Origin of the sequence: Kordiimonas sp. (assembly GCF_048260245.1) — a bacterium.
In the GTDB taxonomy this organism is placed as follows: Bacteria; Pseudomonadota; Alphaproteobacteria; order Sphingomonadales; family Kordiimonadaceae; genus Kordiimonas.
On sequence record NZ_JBLXGZ010000055.1, the window covers coordinates 1 to 14,444 of the forward strand.

At 59.5% G+C, this 14,444-nt stretch carries 14 protein-coding genes, 1 tRNA gene and 1 pseudogene; 7 read left to right on the plus strand and 9 right to left on the minus strand.

All coding sequences use genetic code 11. The features are described 5' to 3' along the window. Nucleotides 1-499: pseudogene (locus ACN0VM_RS17350) on the minus strand (tRNA (adenosine(37)-N6)-threonylcarbamoyltransferase complex transferase subunit TsaD); the annotation flags it as partial. A gap of 125 nt (nt 500-624) precedes the next feature. Here ACN0VM_RS17350 and hemC point away from each other — a divergent pair. From hemC to ACN0VM_RS17375, 5 genes are all read left to right on the plus strand, one after another. Further along, nucleotides 625-1,584 carry a hydroxymethylbilane synthase gene (hemC, locus tag ACN0VM_RS17355; protein ID WP_417452157.1) on the plus strand — a complete coding sequence of 320 codons (960 nt, stop codon included), beginning with the start codon at nt 625-627 and terminating at the stop codon, nt 1,582-1,584. Next, nucleotides 1,581-2,279, plus strand: a complete 699-nt coding sequence (locus ACN0VM_RS17360) for a uroporphyrinogen-III synthase (protein WP_417452158.1) — start codon at nt 1,581-1,583, stop codon at nt 2,277-2,279. Before hemC ends, ACN0VM_RS17360 begins: the two co-directional genes overlap by 4 nt. Nucleotides 2,280-2,337: 58 nt before the next feature. Continuing rightward, the gene (locus ACN0VM_RS17365; RefSeq protein WP_417452159.1) at nt 2,338-3,543 is read left to right on the plus strand and encodes a COG4223 family protein; all 1,206 of its coding nucleotides are present in this window, start codon (nt 2,338-2,340) and stop codon (nt 3,541-3,543) included. Continuing rightward, the gene (locus ACN0VM_RS17370) at nt 3,540-4,922 is read left to right on the plus strand and encodes a heme biosynthesis protein HemY (protein WP_417452160.1); all 1,383 of its coding nucleotides are present in this window, start codon (nt 3,540-3,542) and stop codon (nt 4,920-4,922) included. Before ACN0VM_RS17365 ends, ACN0VM_RS17370 begins: the two co-directional genes overlap by 4 nt. 116 nt (nt 4,923-5,038) lie before the next feature. Further along, nucleotides 5,039-5,114 (plus strand) — tRNA-Thr (locus ACN0VM_RS17375). 4 nt (nt 5,115-5,118) lie between these two features. Here the strand turns inward: ACN0VM_RS17375 and tmpT are convergent. After that, a complete protein-coding gene (tmpT, locus tag ACN0VM_RS17380; RefSeq protein ID WP_417452170.1) occupies nt 5,119-5,757 on the minus strand; it encodes a thiopurine S-methyltransferase in 639 nt (212 codons plus the stop codon). Nucleotides 5,758-5,834: 77 nt separating this feature from the next. On the opposite strand from tmpT, the gene ACN0VM_RS17385 reads away from it, so the two are divergent. Continuing rightward, nucleotides 5,835-6,263 (plus strand): helix-turn-helix domain-containing protein, encoded by a 429-nt coding sequence (locus ACN0VM_RS17385; protein ID WP_417452161.1) that lies wholly within the window; start codon nt 5,835-5,837, stop codon nt 6,261-6,263. Nucleotides 6,264-6,425: 162 nt separating this feature from the next. Continuing rightward, nucleotides 6,426-6,848 carry an alternative ribosome rescue aminoacyl-tRNA hydrolase ArfB gene (arfB, locus tag ACN0VM_RS17390; RefSeq protein WP_417452162.1) on the plus strand — a complete coding sequence of 141 codons (423 nt, stop codon included), beginning with the start codon at nt 6,426-6,428 and terminating at the stop codon, nt 6,846-6,848. Between the two features lie 20 nt (nt 6,849-6,868). Here arfB and ACN0VM_RS17395 read toward each other — a convergent pair whose 3' ends face one another. From ACN0VM_RS17395 to sufB, 7 genes are all read right to left on the minus strand, one after another. Continuing rightward, entirely contained in the window at nt 6,869-8,341 is a 1,473-nt protein-coding gene (locus tag ACN0VM_RS17395) for a TrkH family potassium uptake protein (protein WP_417452163.1), read from the minus strand. A gap of 167 nt (nt 8,342-8,508) precedes the next feature. Then, complete coding sequence (locus ACN0VM_RS17400) at nt 8,509-8,835, minus strand: HesB/IscA family protein (protein ID WP_417452164.1); 327 nt, start codon at nt 8,833-8,835, stop codon at nt 8,509-8,511. Nucleotides 8,836-8,872: 37 nt separating this feature from the next. Beyond that, nucleotides 8,873-9,439, minus strand: coding sequence for an SUF system Fe-S cluster assembly protein (locus tag ACN0VM_RS17405; protein WP_417452165.1), 567 nt, complete (start codon nt 9,437-9,439; stop codon nt 8,873-8,875). Further along, complete coding sequence (locus ACN0VM_RS17410; protein ID WP_417452166.1) at nt 9,436-10,680, minus strand: cysteine desulfurase; 1,245 nt, start codon at nt 10,678-10,680, stop codon at nt 9,436-9,438. Before ACN0VM_RS17410 ends, ACN0VM_RS17405 begins: the two co-directional genes overlap by 4 nt. After that, complete coding sequence (sufD, locus tag ACN0VM_RS17415; RefSeq protein WP_417452167.1) at nt 10,677-11,987, minus strand: Fe-S cluster assembly protein SufD; 1,311 nt, start codon at nt 11,985-11,987, stop codon at nt 10,677-10,679. The genes ACN0VM_RS17410 and sufD overlap by 4 nt, the downstream gene beginning before the upstream one ends. Nucleotides 11,988-12,008: 21 nt before the next feature. Beyond that, entirely contained in the window at nt 12,009-12,746 is a 738-nt protein-coding gene (gene sufC / locus ACN0VM_RS17420) for a Fe-S cluster assembly ATPase SufC (RefSeq protein WP_417452168.1), read from the minus strand. Between the two features lie 12 nt (nt 12,747-12,758). After that, on the minus strand, nt 12,759-14,228 hold the full coding sequence (gene sufB / locus ACN0VM_RS17425) for a Fe-S cluster assembly protein SufB (RefSeq protein WP_417452169.1): 1,470 nt from the start codon (nt 14,226-14,228) through the stop codon (nt 12,759-12,761). Nucleotides 14,229-14,444 lie beyond the last annotated feature (216 nt).

The following is a 14,444-nucleotide window of genomic DNA, read 5'->3' on the forward strand; positions in this document are numbered from 1 at the left end:
TGCCAAGGCGGGTATAGTTTCCGACACCTTCGACCATCAGGATCTGGCAGTGTCCACCCGATACCAGCAGCAGCAGATACGGAAACGGTACCTCGTCCGCCAGACGCACTGTCAGTGCATGGCCTTCAAGGTGGTTTACTGCGATAAACGGTTTACCCGAGGCTTTTGCGATGGCTTTTGCGGTCATCACCCCCACCATTAACCCGCCCACAAGGCCGGGGCCGGTCGTGGCGGCTATGGCATCAAGGTCTTTAAAGTTCAGGTCGGCCTCAGCCATCAAATCGCGCAGCAGATGGTCAAGATGGCTGATATGCTGCCTTGCCGCAATTTCGGGTACCACGCCGCCAAACTGTGCATGCTCGTCAATCTGCGACAATACCTTGTGCGCCAGCACTGTGCGGTCTGCCGCGACAATGGCAGCGGCGGTTTCGTCACAGCTTGTTTCAATCCCCAGCACCAGCGGTCGCTTGAGCGCACCCAGCCTGGTTTCTTTTGTCACGGGCATCATATTTCCTGTTCTTTGGGCTTGGGCCACCGCTTCATAAGTTCTATAAGCCAAATAGGTTGAAGCATCAAAGATAAGCAGCGCCCGAGAGGCGTGCGATACCACCGAGAGAGGGTTTTGTGCAACAAGGCATTAAAATCGGCACACGCGGCAGCCCGCTGGCGCTGGCGCAGGCCAATGACGTCAAGGCGCGGCTTGTCGCGCACAATGACGACCTGACGGACGATATGGTTGAAATCGTGGTGATCAAGACCACGGGTGACCGCATTCTGGACCGTCACTTGATGAACGCGGGCGGCAAGGGCCTGTTCACCAAGGAAATTGAGGATGCGCTGATGGACGGCAGCATCGACTGCGCGGTGCATTCGTCCAAAGACATGCCGACACGCTTGCCGGACGGGCTCGTGCTGTCCACCTTCCTGCCGCGCGAGGACGCTCGTGACGTGTTCATGAGCGCTAAATACAGCTCATTCGCGGAGTTGCCCGAAGGTGCGACGTTGGGCACCGCCTCGCTCAGGCGGCGGGCGATGGCGCTGCGTATCCGCCCCGACCTCAAGGTGGTGACCTTCCGCGGCAATGTGCAGACCCGGATGAAAAAGCTTGCGGCGGGTGAGGCTGACGGCACCTTTCTTGCCCTCGCTGGCCTGAACCGGTTGGGCATGAAATCCGCCGCCACAGAGATACTTAGTCTGGCTGACTTTCTGCCCGCCCCGGCGCAAGGTGCGGTAACGGTGGAAATTCGTGAAGGAAATGCCGCCATGACCGCGCTTCTTGAGCCCCTGCACTGTGACGAAACGGCGCTGGCGGCGACGGCGGAGCGTTCGTTCCTTGCCGCGCTTGACGGCTCCTGCCGCACCCCGATCGCGGCCTATGCCACACGCTCGGGCGATAGTATGATGATGCACGCCATGCTGTTGTCGCTGGACGGTAAAACCGTCTTTGACCAGACAGGCACCTGCGCTGCGACGCTTGAAGCAGCGGTCTCGCTGGGGCAGGATATGGGGACCACGATCCGGGAGGACGCGGGCGAAGCGTTTTTTGAAGCGCTCGCACGGGATATTGAAGCGGAGATTGCATGAGCACCATCCTTCTTACCCGACCGATAGACGAAGCCCAACCCACGGCGGAAAAGCTTGAAGCCATGGGCCATACGGTGATCATCGCGCCGATGATCCGTATTGACCCGGTATCGTTTGAAATACCGCCGGATGACCGCAGCCTGATTGTGACCAGCAAAAACGGCGCGCGCCATGGCCTTGCCAATATCGGCAACAAGGCGCGTCCTATCTTCGCGGTGGGGGAGCAAACCGCCGAAGAAGCGCGTAAACTGGGTTTCACCAATGTGGTTGTGGGGCCGGGTACCGCGCGGCAGATGATCCCGACGCTGCTGGAATGTGGTATCAGCGAGAAGCGCAAATACAGTTATTTATGTGGCACTAATATCTCTTACAATATTTCCGCCGTCTTGCGGGATGAGGGTATCGACGCGGTCGATGTGGTAACTTATCAGGCGCGGCCGATGCGTGCATTCTCCGCCGGTGTGCAGGATGCCATGGAAGAGGGTGAAATTGATATCGCACTCTTTTATTCGCCGCGCACTGCCACCACATTTGAAGAAACGGCAGCGGAATATGGCCGCTCCGACTGGTTGAGCAAGATGGACGCCATCGCGCTTTCAACTCGGGTCAGGGAACAGCTTATCGGCCCGTGGCGCAGTGTGCGCTATGCTATTATGCCGACGGAAAAGGCGCTTCTTTCCATGCTGGAAGGATAAGCCGCGCGCCGAAGCAAGCCTCGTGCCTCAGGGCCGCGACGATCAAGGGACAATATTTGTGGTCAGTGAAGACAAGATGACAGGTGAAACACCGGGTTCAGAGCCGGGTATGGATGAAAAAGATATCATCGATGCCGAGGTAATCGCCGAACATGAAAACACTCCGCGCGGCGAAAACGTGACGGACGCGCGCACAGGTACTTCCTTCATGGCGAAAGCTGGCTGGTTCCTCGCCTTCGGTGTCAGCGCGTTTGCCGCAGGTGTTTATTTTGCCCCCAAATTTGACCCCGGCCTTGTTTACCTTGGCCTCAAGGATGAAACCGTGGTGGCTGAACGTGCCGTCCCCGCCGCCAGCCCGGTCATGACAGAATTTACCGGCGTGCTTGATGACATGCGTGCAACTCTTGTGCAGCACAGGGAAATCCTCGCGCAGCATGAAGCGGCGCTGAAGGGTGAAGCCAGCGCGCGCGAAAAGCTGGCCGCTGATATGGCGCTGCTTGCGGCTGCGGGTGGCGCGGATGCCACCGCGAACCCCGCCGCGCTTGCAGGCTTGCAAGCCGACATCAACCGCCTGACCGATGACATCGCCCGCCTGTCAGCGGTGGAGAATGCCGATCACCCTGCGGTGTCGCGGCTGTCGGGTGCACTGGCGCTGGCGCGTGCGGAAAGTGAGCAGCTTAAAAGCAGGCTCGACAGTGTTGAGGCCGCGATGAAAGCGGTCGAATCCGGCGCGCTTGAAGCCAGCCCGCGTGGCCGGCTTGTGTTGTCGCTCGGACGCTTGAAGGACCGTGCGCTGGTGGGCCAGCCCTACGGTGCCGGGCTTGACGCTTTGCGGGTCGACTTCTCCGCCCTGCCAGCTCTTGACCAGCAGTTGATTGGTGCCGATATCGCCACGCTTGCAGACCATGCCGGGGGCATCACCCCTTACGATAAACTGGTCAGCGATTTTGACGCCATGGCCGCCACTGTCATGACCGCAACCGACAAGGCCGAGGGTAATTTCCTCACCAAGCTTTTCACCGTGCGCCGCACCGACGCGGGCGCCACCGGCCTTGATGCCGAACTACTGAAAGCCGAGCGTGCCCTGGCCGCGCGCGATATTCAGGGCGCGGTGGACGTTCTGGCCGCGCTTGGCGGCCCGGCGTTTGACGCCAGCGCACAGTGGCGCAAGGAAGCGGCGGCCCATGTGGCGGTCACGCGCGCCTTTGACCGCCTGACCAGGGGTGTCGCCAATGCGGGCTTGCAGGAAGGGCCACGATCGTGACGCGCGTCGTTCTGTGGTTCATTGTTATCCTGTTGCTTGCCGTAGGCGCGGCGTGGCTTGCCGACAACCCCGGTGATGTCACCATCGATTTTCAGGGCCTCCGGTTTTACACCAGCTTTGCCGCGCTTGCGGCCTTTTTGGCTGCGGCTATGGCGCTGGCCGCGCTTGTGGTGTGGCTATTTGGCTGGCTTCGGCGCGACATGCCGTTTTTTGGCTCCAACAGGGTGGTCAAACGGCAGGGGCGCGGGCTCAAGCTGCTGAACCAGTCGCTTGTGGCCTTGTCGGCGGGGGATCACCGCCTTGCCGCCAAGCTGATTGAGCAGGCCGAAGTGCTGCTGCCGCCCCAGCCCATGGTGCATCTGATCGCGGCGGAGGCTGCGGCCCGCGCGGGTGACCACGCCGGTGCCGCCAAACGCTATCAGGCGCTTGAGGGCACGGATGACGGCCGTTTCCTTGGCCTGCGCGGCCTTGTGGGTGAAGCGCAGCGGTTAGGCCGTGACAGCGAAGCCCTGCGCCTCGCGCGCACCGCCTTCAATGAAAACCGCAAAAGCCCGTGGGTGCTGAGGACGCTGTTTTCGCTTGAGGTTGCTGCGGGCAACTGGGCGGAGGCCGAAGCCGCGCTTGATAAGGTCGCGCGCGAAAACCTGATGGAAAAGACGCAGGTAACCAGACATCGCGGCGCGCTGGTGTTCGCCGAAGCGACGGAAGCCAACCTGCGCGGCGACACCCTCGCAGCCAAAAAAGGTTTCAAGAAGGTGCTGTCGCTGAGGCCCGATTTTGCCCCGGCAACGGCCGCGCTGGCGAAAATTGAGCTGGGCGAAGGCAACAACAAGCGCGCCACCAGGTTGATCCAAGATGCCTGGGCCAGCCGCCCGCACCCCACGCTTGCCCGCGTGTTCAAGGCGCTGGACGCCGCCGAGGGCGCGCCCGACTGGCTCAGGCGTGTGCGCGCGCTGACCGCACAAAACCCGGACCATGCACAATCCATGCTGCTGCTGGTGGATGCGCTGATGGACGCGCGCGAATATGACATCGCCAAACCGCTGCTGGACCGGCTCATCAAGGCCGCACCCACCCGGAGCGCGTGGCAATACCGCCTTGCGCTGGCCCACGCGCTGGGTGAGGATCCCGACCCGATTGAGACCGCGCTCGCGACAGCCGAGGCGGGCGAAGGCTGGCACTGTGACGCGTGCGGCCACACGCCAAACGCATGGTCGCCGCTTTGCCCCAACTGTGGTGGCTTTGACACCATAGACTGGCGCGATGTGGGCGGCAGCACGGCACCGCGCAAAGCCTTCCGCGCCGAGGAAACCATCGCCCTTCTGGGCGCTGAGGTGGCGGGAGAAAAACCACGCGGTCGCGACACCCACGCCCCCTGAAGGCGGAGTGTTCGAGGCAGGCACAGCGCGCCAAAAAACGCTTGCCGTCATGGGGGCCATCCGGTATACAGCCCGCCTGTAACGGCCTCTCTGGCCATGCGCACATCTGTTGCGACGCCGCTTTAGCTCAGTTGGTAGAGCACATCATTCGTAATGATGGGGTCACGTGTTCGAGTCACGTAAGCGGCACCACTTCTCACCTCCCCTTCAGCACCCAAACGCTTTCGGTTGACGGGCAACGGCCTTTGAGGCCACCGGGCACATCTGCGCTGGTGAGCAGTTTGACCTCGTACCGCTCGCCATAATGCTGCGCGATCTCGGTGCTGCTGATGGAAAAGGGCGGGCCTGCCATCTGGCTCTGGTCATACTCATAACTGATCAGCAGTTGCGGGGCAGCGGCTGTGAGCTCACTCAGGTGTTTGGTGTAGCGCGTGCGGGTGTCACCTGGCAAGGCCACCAGCGCCGCGCGGTCATAAACCGCATTCACCGGGCCAAGCTGCGCCGCACTCAGTTTGAAGATGTCCCCCACATATATGTCGATATGCCTGGCGCTATAGTGGGTGATGTCCCCTTGCCGGGAGATGGTGGGCTGCATGCCAAGCTCGGTAAATAGCTGATCTATGGCGGTGCCCACAAGTTCGGCGCCAGCCACGCGGTAACCGCTGGCCAGCAACCAGGCGATATCACGCGTTTTACCGCACAGCGGCAGGAAAACACGGCTGCCTTTTGGCAACCCGAGCGCATCAAAATAACTGGCCAGAAACCGGTTCGGGCTGCCTTCATGAAAGGCGATCTCGCCCGTTTGCCATTTATTCACCCAGAAACTTTCTTCCATCATGTCACCAATCAATTGTTCATTTTTGCAAGTGTCGCTAGGATACAAGTTCAAGTTAACTTGAGGTCAAGGGTTAAATGACAGCACAGCAAAATCTGGATATCGGGCAGGTGGCCAAGCGCTCTGGCCTGCCTGCCTCCACCCTGCGGTATTATGAAGAAAAGGGCCTCATTCGCGCTGTTGGGCGCCATGGTCTCCGGCGGGTGTTCAGCGCGGCGGTGCTTGACCAGTTGGCGCTGATCACGCTTGGGCGCAACGCCGGTTTCACGCTCGATGAGATCGTGCGCATGTTTGCGCCTGGCCCGCTTATGGAGATTGACCGCAAGGCCTTGCGCGCCAAAGCCGATGCGCTGGAGGTGAAGATCAAACAGCTGACCGCTGTGCGCGACGGTCTTCGCCACGCGGCGGAATGCGGGGCGCCGAGCCACCTTGAATGCCCGACCTTCCGGCGATTCATGGCGCTGGCGACAAAGCGCAACAAGGTACGTAAGGTGAGGGTGGGGTAAACATGACACCGCCGCAAATTGGAACCGGCGAGAGTGTCAGGGCCTCTGTCATGCTCATCTGGAACACAGTTTCAAGGTCCGAAAACGCCTCATGAGCGAATGTGCGCGAGCTTTACGTGGTGGACAATTGCACCTTTCCTTAGGCTGGCTTACAATCGACGTATGATCGAGATTACACCGCATATCAGCATTGATGAGGCAGATATTGTGCTGACGGCCAAGCGGGCGTCCGGCCCCGGCGGACAGCATGTAAACAAGGTGTCCACTGCGGTGGAGCTACGCTTTAATGCCCGCGCGCATCCGGCGATCAGCAACGAGATGTTCATCCGTCTGCGTAAGGTTGCGGGCAGCCGCATGACCGGGGACGGCGTGATTGTGCTGACGGCCGAGAGCCACCGCAGCCAGATTGACAACAAACGCGCTGCGACAAAACGGCTGGTGGAAATGTTGGAAAAAGCAGCCAAACGGCCCAAGTTTCGCGTGGCGACCAAACCGTCTAAGGGCGCGAAGGAGCGCCGTATCACCGCCAAAAAAACCACCGGCGAGCGCAAGAAAATGCGCGGCAAGCTGAAGATTGTGGATTGAGGCAAGTAGGCCGGTGCGGCCTAGTCGCGCCAGAAGTGCGGGTCAAACAACAGCAACAGCGTGAAAATCTCCAGCCGTCCGAGCAGCATGGCAAAGGACAGCACCCATTTGGCGGTGTCTGGCAGGCTGGCGAAATTGCCCGACGGGCCGATAATATCGCCCAGTCCCGGCCCCACATTGGTGATGGCGGTGGCGCTGGCGGTGAGGGCCGTGACAAAATCGATCTCAAGCAGGGTGAGGATAATCGTCACCACTGTCACAGACGCAAGGAATACGGCAAGGAACGCCAGCACGGAGACCGGCAGCTCCGGCGGCAGGCGGCTGCCGTGGTAGCGCATGGTCACCACCCGGTTGGGGCTTGCGAGCTTCGAGAGCTGCTCCCGCATGGTGACCCACAGCACCTGAAAGCGGTATATCTTGATCGCGCCGGAGGTCGAGCCCGCGCAGCCGCCAACAAAGGTGAGGATGAAAAAGGCCGCCGCTGCCGCCGGGCCCCAGGTGGTATAGTCGGTGGAGGCAAAGCCGGTTGTGGTGACCACCGACACGACATTAAAGGCCGTCAGCGTCAGCGCACCAAGGAAAGAGATGTCCTGCCTCAGCATCAGCCAAAGGGTCATCAGCACAATGACAATAAAGAGGAAACGCACAAAGGAGCGGATCTGCGGGTCAGAGACAAAGGGCCGCCGGTGCCCGCGCACAAATTTGATGTAGCTGATGAACGGCAGGCCGCCTGCCAGCATGAAAATGGTGCCCGCCCACTGGGTCGACAGGTTGGTGAAATGGCCGAACGAAGCGTCATGAGTACTATACCCGCCGGTCGAAAGCGATGTCATGGCGTGGTTCACCGCGTCAAAGCCACTCATGCCTGTCAGCATGAAGATGCCGGTGGCCAGCACCGTGAGTGCGGCGTAAACCGCCATGATCCATTTCACCATGGTGGCCGACTGCGGCATGATCTTCTCGGATTTATCCGAGCTTTCAGTCTTGAACAGTTGCATGCCGCCGATGCGCAGGAAAGGCAGCATGATAATGGCCATGACGATAATGCCCACCCCGCCGACCCATTGCAGCAGCGAGCGCCACAGAAGAAGCCCCGGCAACAGGTCATCAAGCCCGCTCATCACTGTGGAACCGGTTGTCGTCAAGCCTGAGACGGTTTCAAACACCGCATCGGTGAAAGTGAGGCCAATCTCTGGCGACAGGCCAAGCCCCAACAGCGGCAGGGCGGCAAAAAGCGGTAGCACAATCCACGATAGCGCGGTCAGCAGGAAGGCCTGTTTGACATCCAGGCTGAAGGGCTGGTTGTCGCGGGTGGCGAGCGCGGCCATAAGGCCGATACAGGCGCAAACGGATGCTGAGAGAATAAATTCATAGGGCATCTGCCCGGTCATCACCTCCTCGACCACGGCTGGGATCGCCATGGTCACAGCAAGGCTTGTGAGCATAAGCCCCAGCACATGGATGATGGGATTAAGGCGCATCGGAAGTGTCATGTTGAGGGTATCATGGCGGTTGCAGGGCTGGCCCGAAGGGCGCAGGCATATCCTTTTCAGCTATCACGGCGCGGCAAGTGTGTACACGCTATGACAACAAGAGGGCAAGGCCGGGAATTTGTCAAATGCTGTTGTGGGATGTGGGGGCAGCGTGCCCCCAGAAAAGCCTAGACGTGGAAGCTTTCGCCGCAACCGCAGCGGCCTTTTTCATTGGGGTTGCTGAACTTGAAACCGGTGGAGAACATGCTGTCCTCCCAGTCCATCTCGGTGCCCAGCAGGAACAGCAGCGACTTGCGGTCCACAAAGACCTTCACGCCCTTGTCTTCGACCACTTCGTCATCAGCGGCCGGTTCCTCGACATAGTCGACGGTATACCCAAGGCCCGAGCAGCCGTGGGTGCTGGTGCCCAGCTTGATGCCGACCGCCGTCTCGTTTTTGGCCAGCAGCGCGCGGATACGGTCTGCCGCCTTATCTGTAATATTGATCACTGCCACTTTAAAAACCTCGTTTCATTATACCCAGAAGATGGGGTTACAGCAGCCCGAGTTCAAGCCGGGCTTCGTCTGTCATCTTGGACATATCCCACGCCGGTTCCCAAACCAGCGCCACGTCGCAGCCGTTTACGCCGGGCACGGTGTTGACCTTCAACTCTACCTCACCCGGCATGCTTTCGGCCACCGGGCAATGGGGCGTTGTCAGCGTCATGGTCACGCGCACCCGCCGGTCGTCGTCGATATCCACGCCGTAAATCAGGCCCAATTCATAGATATTGACCGGAATTTCGGGGTCGTAAATTTCCTGTAGCGCGGCGACGATATTGGCCTCCAGCTCTTCCTTCGAAGAGGGTGCGTCGCTTGCCGGTTTGCTGTTGCTCTCGGCGCTCTCGCCTGCCTCTGTGGTTGCGTCCTCGGCAGCCTTTTTCTCGGCGTCGCCCTCAAGGAATTTGTTGAGGAAATAGCCGCCCTCCTGCGGGCTGACACCTGAAGTATCCACTCTGGGGCGTTCCACGTCCTTCTTCGGCAGGTTTTCTGCCGGATAGTCGCTTTCGGAAGGGGCGCTGACGTTCAAAACGTCTCGTTTTTGCTCGTTATTTGTCATCCAAAGATGTCCACAACTTTCTTGAGGCCCGCCACAAGGCGGTCCACATCGGTTTTATCGTTATAAATGCCAAAACTGGCGCGTACGGTGCCGGGCACGCCAAAGCGGTCCATCACCGGCTGCGCACAGTGGTGACCGGCGCGCACGGCGATGCCCTGCCGGTCTAAAATGGTGCCAATGTCATGCGGGTGGGCGTGCTGCATGGTAAAGCTGATAATCGCCCCCTTGTCGGGGGCGGTGCCAATGATACGCAGGCTGTTGAAGGCCGACAGCTCCTTGGTGGCATAGTCCAGCAACGCATGTTCGTGGGCTGCTATATTCTCAAAGCCGAGTGCTGTGATGTAATCCAGCGCCACCTTCATGGCGATGCCGCCCGCGATGTTGGGTGTGCCGGCCTCAAACTTGTGCGGCAGGTCGTTATAGGTAGTTCTCTCAAACGTGACGGTGGAGATCATATCACCGCCGCCCTGCCATGGCGGCATGGCGTCCAGAAGTTTTTCCTTGCCGTAAATGACGCCGATACCGGTGGGGCCATAGGTCTTGTGGGCAGAGAAGGTGTAAAAATCAGCGTCGATGTCGCGTACGTCCACGGCCATGTGCGGCGCGGCCTGACAGCCGTCGATCAACACCACTGCGCCTGCTGCGTGGGCAAGCCGGGTAATTTCCTTGACCGGGTTCAACACACCGATCGCGTTGGAGATATGGCCGACGGCAACCATTCTGGTGCGGTCCGTGAGCAGTGTTTTATAGGTTTCCATGTCGAGCGAGCCATCGTCGAACATGGGGATAACCTTGATGATGGCGCCCTTTTCCTCGGCCAGCATCTGCCACGGCACGATATTGGAATGGTGCTCCATATGGCTGAGGATGATCTCGTCGCCCTTGGCCACATTGACGCGGCCCCAGCTTTGCGCCACAAGGTTGATGCCTTCGGTGGCCCCGCGCACAAAAATGCACTCACGGGCTTTTTCGGCACCGATGAAGGCGCGCACGGTTTCGCGGTTGGCTTCATAGGCCTCGGTCGCGTCCTGGCTGAACTTGTACACACCGCGGTGGATGTTGGCGTAATAGCCTTCATAGAGCTCGGTCTCGGCCGCGATAACAGCGCGCGGTTTTTGTGCGCTTGCCGCCGTATCGAGGAAGGTCAGCGGTTTGCCGTAGACCTCGCGGGCGAGGATCGGGAAATCCGCTTTGATCTTCTCGACATCAAGGCCGGGTTTTATGGCTGCCTGCGTGTTCATTCTGCCCCCTGTGCCGTGACGGCTTCAGGTACTGCGCGGTCGGCGCGGGTGGTCATCCAGTCGTTGATGCGCGCGGTCATGAGGTCGCGCACGGCATCGGTGGTCACACGGGTGAGCGCATCGGCGGTGAAGGCTTCCACCAGCATCTGCCGCGCTGTCACCGGGTCGATCCCGCGAGAGGTCAGGTAGAAAATTGCTTTGGCATCCAGCTCGCCCACTGTGGCGCCGTGGCTGCATTTGACATCATCGGCAAAAATTTCAAGCTCGGGCTTGGCGTTGGCTTCGCCGGTGCGGTCGAAAACAAGCGCCTTGAAGCTTTGGTCGGCAGCGGTTTTTTGCGCGTCCTTTTCCACCGTTACCTTGCCCGCGAAGGAGGTTTTGCCGGGTGCATCGGCGATGGTGCGGAAAATCTGGTCGCTGGTGGCAAAGGGTACCACATGGCTGATGTGGGTGAATGTGTCATGGCTTTGCCCGGTGGCGGCCAGGGCCACACCGTCAATAGTGGCGTTGGCTTCTTCGCCCAACAGACGCACATGGGCCTCAAAGCGCGCAACCTTGCCGCCAAGCGACAGGTTGGTGCAATGATAGTGACCTGAGGCATCCACATTGACGTACGCCTTGGCGGTGTGCAGTGCGCTTTCGCCTTCTTCCTGAAGGCGGGCGTGCGTAAGGCCCGCGCCTTCCGCGATCCGCGCCTGAAGCGTGATATTGTGCCAATAAGCGCTGTTGTCGCCGATGAAGCGCTCCACCACAGATAGTTTGGCAGCCTCACCAAGCTCGATTACATGCCTCAGGTGCGCGGCTTTTCCGGCTGCGTCCGTCATCACATGGATGATCTCGACCGGGTCGTCGATCTCCACGCCTGCAGGCACGGTCAGCACAATGCCGTCGCGCATTAGCGCGGTGTTAAGAAGCGAAACACCGTCGTGGCCGCGTACCAGCTCATCAAGCCGGGCCGGATTGGCGGTGAAATGGTTGGCAATGGGGCGAATGGACGCCGCTTGCCACAGGTCGCCCATGTCTGACAGGTCCTCGGCGTAGCGACCGTTGATAAAGACAAAACGCGCGGCGGTATCGCCGATGGCCGCCGGAATTTCAGTGGTGGCCGTCGGCGCTTCGGCAAGGCCGTATACACCGGCGCGCAAAGCCCTGAGGTCGCTATAGCGCCAGTCTTCGGCCCTCGCGGTCGGGAAACCGGTCTCGGCAAAGGCCTTCATGGCCTGCTGGCGCAAGCCGTCCGCCCCCGGCACGGTGCCTGTAAGGCTTTCCGCCTGTGCGCTATATCCTATAGTCAGCTCGTCTTGCATATATGTCCTGTTCCTGCGCCGTTACGCAACGTCAGCGTAGCCTTTTTCTTCCAGCTCAAGCGCCAGTTCCTTGCCGCCCGATTTCACGATGCGGCCATCGATCATCACGTGCACCACATCCGGCTGCACGTAAGACAGCAGACGCTGATAGTGGGTGATGAGCAGAATGGCAGTATCGTCTCGGCGCTGGGCGTTGATGCCGTCGGCCACGGTCTTGAGTGCGTCGATATCAAGGCCGGAATCGGTCTCGTCAAGGATGGCAAGCTTGGGGTCAAGCATGGCCATCTGAACCATCTCGTTGCGCTTTTTCTCGCCGCCCGAGAAGCCTACGTTTACAAAACGCTTGAGCATTTCCGGGTCCATGTTGAGCGCTTTGGCTTTTTCGCGTACCAGCTTCATAAACTCAGCCGCCGACATCTCTGCCTCGCCGCGATACTTGCGCACGCTATTGAGCGCGGTGCGCAGGAAGTTGAGGTTCGAGACACCGGGAATTTCCACCGGATACTGGAAGCCGAGGAACAGGCCTTCGCCCACACGCTCGTGCGGTTCAAGCGCCAGCAGGTCCTTGCCTTCAAACTCCACCGTGCCCGAGGTCACGTCATAATCGTCCCGGCCGGCGATGGCGGCGGCGAGCGTGGATTTGCCGGCGCCGTTCAGGCCCATGATGGCGTGGGTTTCACCTGCCCTGATCTCAAGGTTGAGGCCCTTGACGATTTCCTTGTCGCCGACACTGACGTGGAGGTCTTTGATATTGAGCATAACTATCCGTCCTTAACCCACGCTGCCTTCAAGGGAGATGCCGAGAAGCTTCTGGGCTTCTACGGCAAATTCCATTGGCAGGTGTTGCATTACTTCCTTGCAGAAACCGTTGACGATCATCGCCACAGCTTCCTCTTCATCCAGGCCCCGCGCTTGGCAATAGAACATCTGGTCTTCCGAAATTTTGGAAGTGGTCGCCTCGTGTTCGATCTGCGCGCTGGGGTTTTTTACTTCGATATAGGGCACGGTGTGCGCGCCGCTCTCGCTTGAAACCAGCAAGCTGTCACACTGGGTGAAATTACGTACATTGTCCGCGCCGGACAGTACCTTCACCAGCCCCCGGTAGGTGTTCTGCGACTTGCCCGCCGAGATGCCCTTGGAGATAATGGTCGACCGTGTGTTTGGTGCCATATGGATCATCTTGGTGCCGGTGTCTGCCTGCTGGTAATTGTTGGTCACGGCGACGGAGTAGAACTCACCCACGCTGCCTTCGCCTGCGAGGATGCAGCTTGGGTATTTCCATGTCACGGCCGAGCCGGTCTCAACTTGCGTCCAGCTCACCTTGGAATTTTTGCCTTTGCACAGGGCGCGTTTGGTCACGAAGTTATAGATACCGCCCTTGCCTTCTTTGTCGCCGGGGTACCAGTTCTGCACGGTGGAATATTTGATTTCGGCATCATCCAGCGCAATCAGCTCCACCACGGCGGCGTGCAACTGGTTTTCGTCGCGCATGGGCGCGGTGCAGCCTTCGAGGTAAGAGACATAGGAGCCTTCGTCGGCCACAATCAACGTGCGTTCAAACTGGCCGGTGTTTTCGGCATTGATGCGGAAATAGGTGCTCAGTTCCATCGGGCAACGCACACCCTTGGGAACATAGACAAAGGTACCATCAGTGAACACAGCGCAATTGAGCGCAGCAAAATAATTGTCCCTGACCGGCACCACGGTCGCCAGATATTTTTTCACCATCTCGGGGTATTCACGGATGGCCTCAGAGATCGACATGAAAATCACGCCGGCTTTTTTCAGCTCTTCACGGAAGGTGGTGGCGACAGACACGCTGTCGAACACCGCATCAACGGCGACCTTGGCGGAGCCCTGAACACCCGCCAGCACTTCCTGCTCGCGGATGGGGATGCCAAGTTTCTCGTAGGTGCGCAAAAGCTCGGGGTCGACTTCATCAAGGCTTTTGGGGCCGTCTTTTTGCTTTGGTGCGGCAAAATAATAGGCGTCCTGATAGTCGATCTTGGGGAAGCTCACCTTGGCCCAGTCCGGCTCGTCCATCTTCAGCCATGCCTTGTAGGCCTTCAGGCGCCATTCCAGCATCCATTCCGGCTCTTCCTTTTTGGCGGAGATAAAACGGATCACGTCTTCGGACAGGCCCTTGGGCGCCATGTCCATGTCGATGTCGGTGACAAAACCGTATTTATAGTCGCCTGTAACTTCGGCGATCTGTTTCTGGGCTTCAGCGGTTCCAGCCATACTGGCGGCTCCTTACATCAGGTTCAAACTCTTGTACGTACAGCCAGGCAGTCCGGTATCAGGTGTTCTGGTATCAGGCTGTCTGGGCACGTTTCTCAAAACGCGCGGCAATCTCTTCGCCGTTGCCGGGCGCGGCAATGGCGGATAGTTTTACATCGTCAAGGGCGCTTTTGACCGCGCTGTTGATCACCTGCCAGCGTGGGCGCATCTGGCAGA

Excerpts from the sequence above, each read along its gene's own strand:
- arfB (WP_417452162.1), top strand. The coding sequence starts at position 6,426 with ATGATCGAGATTACACCGCATATCAGCATTGATGAGGCAGATATTGTG.
- ACN0VM_RS17385 (WP_417452161.1), top strand. The coding sequence starts at position 5,835 with ATGACAGCACAGCAAAATCTGGATATCGGGCAGGTGGCCAAGCGCTCT.
- ACN0VM_RS17410 (WP_417452166.1), bottom strand. The coding sequence starts at position 10,680 with ATGAACACGCAGGCAGCCATAAAACCCGGCCTTGATGTCGAGAAGATC.
- tmpT (WP_417452170.1), bottom strand. The coding sequence starts at position 5,757 with ATGGAAGAAAGTTTCTGGGTGAATAAATGGCAAACGGGCGAGATCGCC.
- sufC (WP_417452168.1), bottom strand. The coding sequence starts at position 12,746 with ATGCTCAATATCAAAGACCTCCACGTCAGTGTCGGCGACAAGGAAATC.
- ACN0VM_RS17395 (WP_417452163.1), bottom strand. The coding sequence starts at position 8,341 with ATGACACTTCCGATGCGCCTTAATCCCATCATCCATGTGCTGGGGCTT.
- ACN0VM_RS17405 (WP_417452165.1), bottom strand. The coding sequence starts at position 9,439 with ATGACAAATAACGAGCAAAAACGAGACGTTTTGAACGTCAGCGCCCCT.
- sufD (WP_417452167.1), bottom strand. The coding sequence starts at position 11,987 with ATGCAAGACGAGCTGACTATAGGATATAGCGCACAGGCGGAAAGCCTT.
- sufB (WP_417452169.1), bottom strand. The coding sequence starts at position 14,228 with ATGGCTGGAACCGCTGAAGCCCAGAAACAGATCGCCGAAGTTACAGGC.
- ACN0VM_RS17360 (WP_417452158.1), top strand. The coding sequence starts at position 1,581 with ATGAGCACCATCCTTCTTACCCGACCGATAGACGAAGCCCAACCCACG.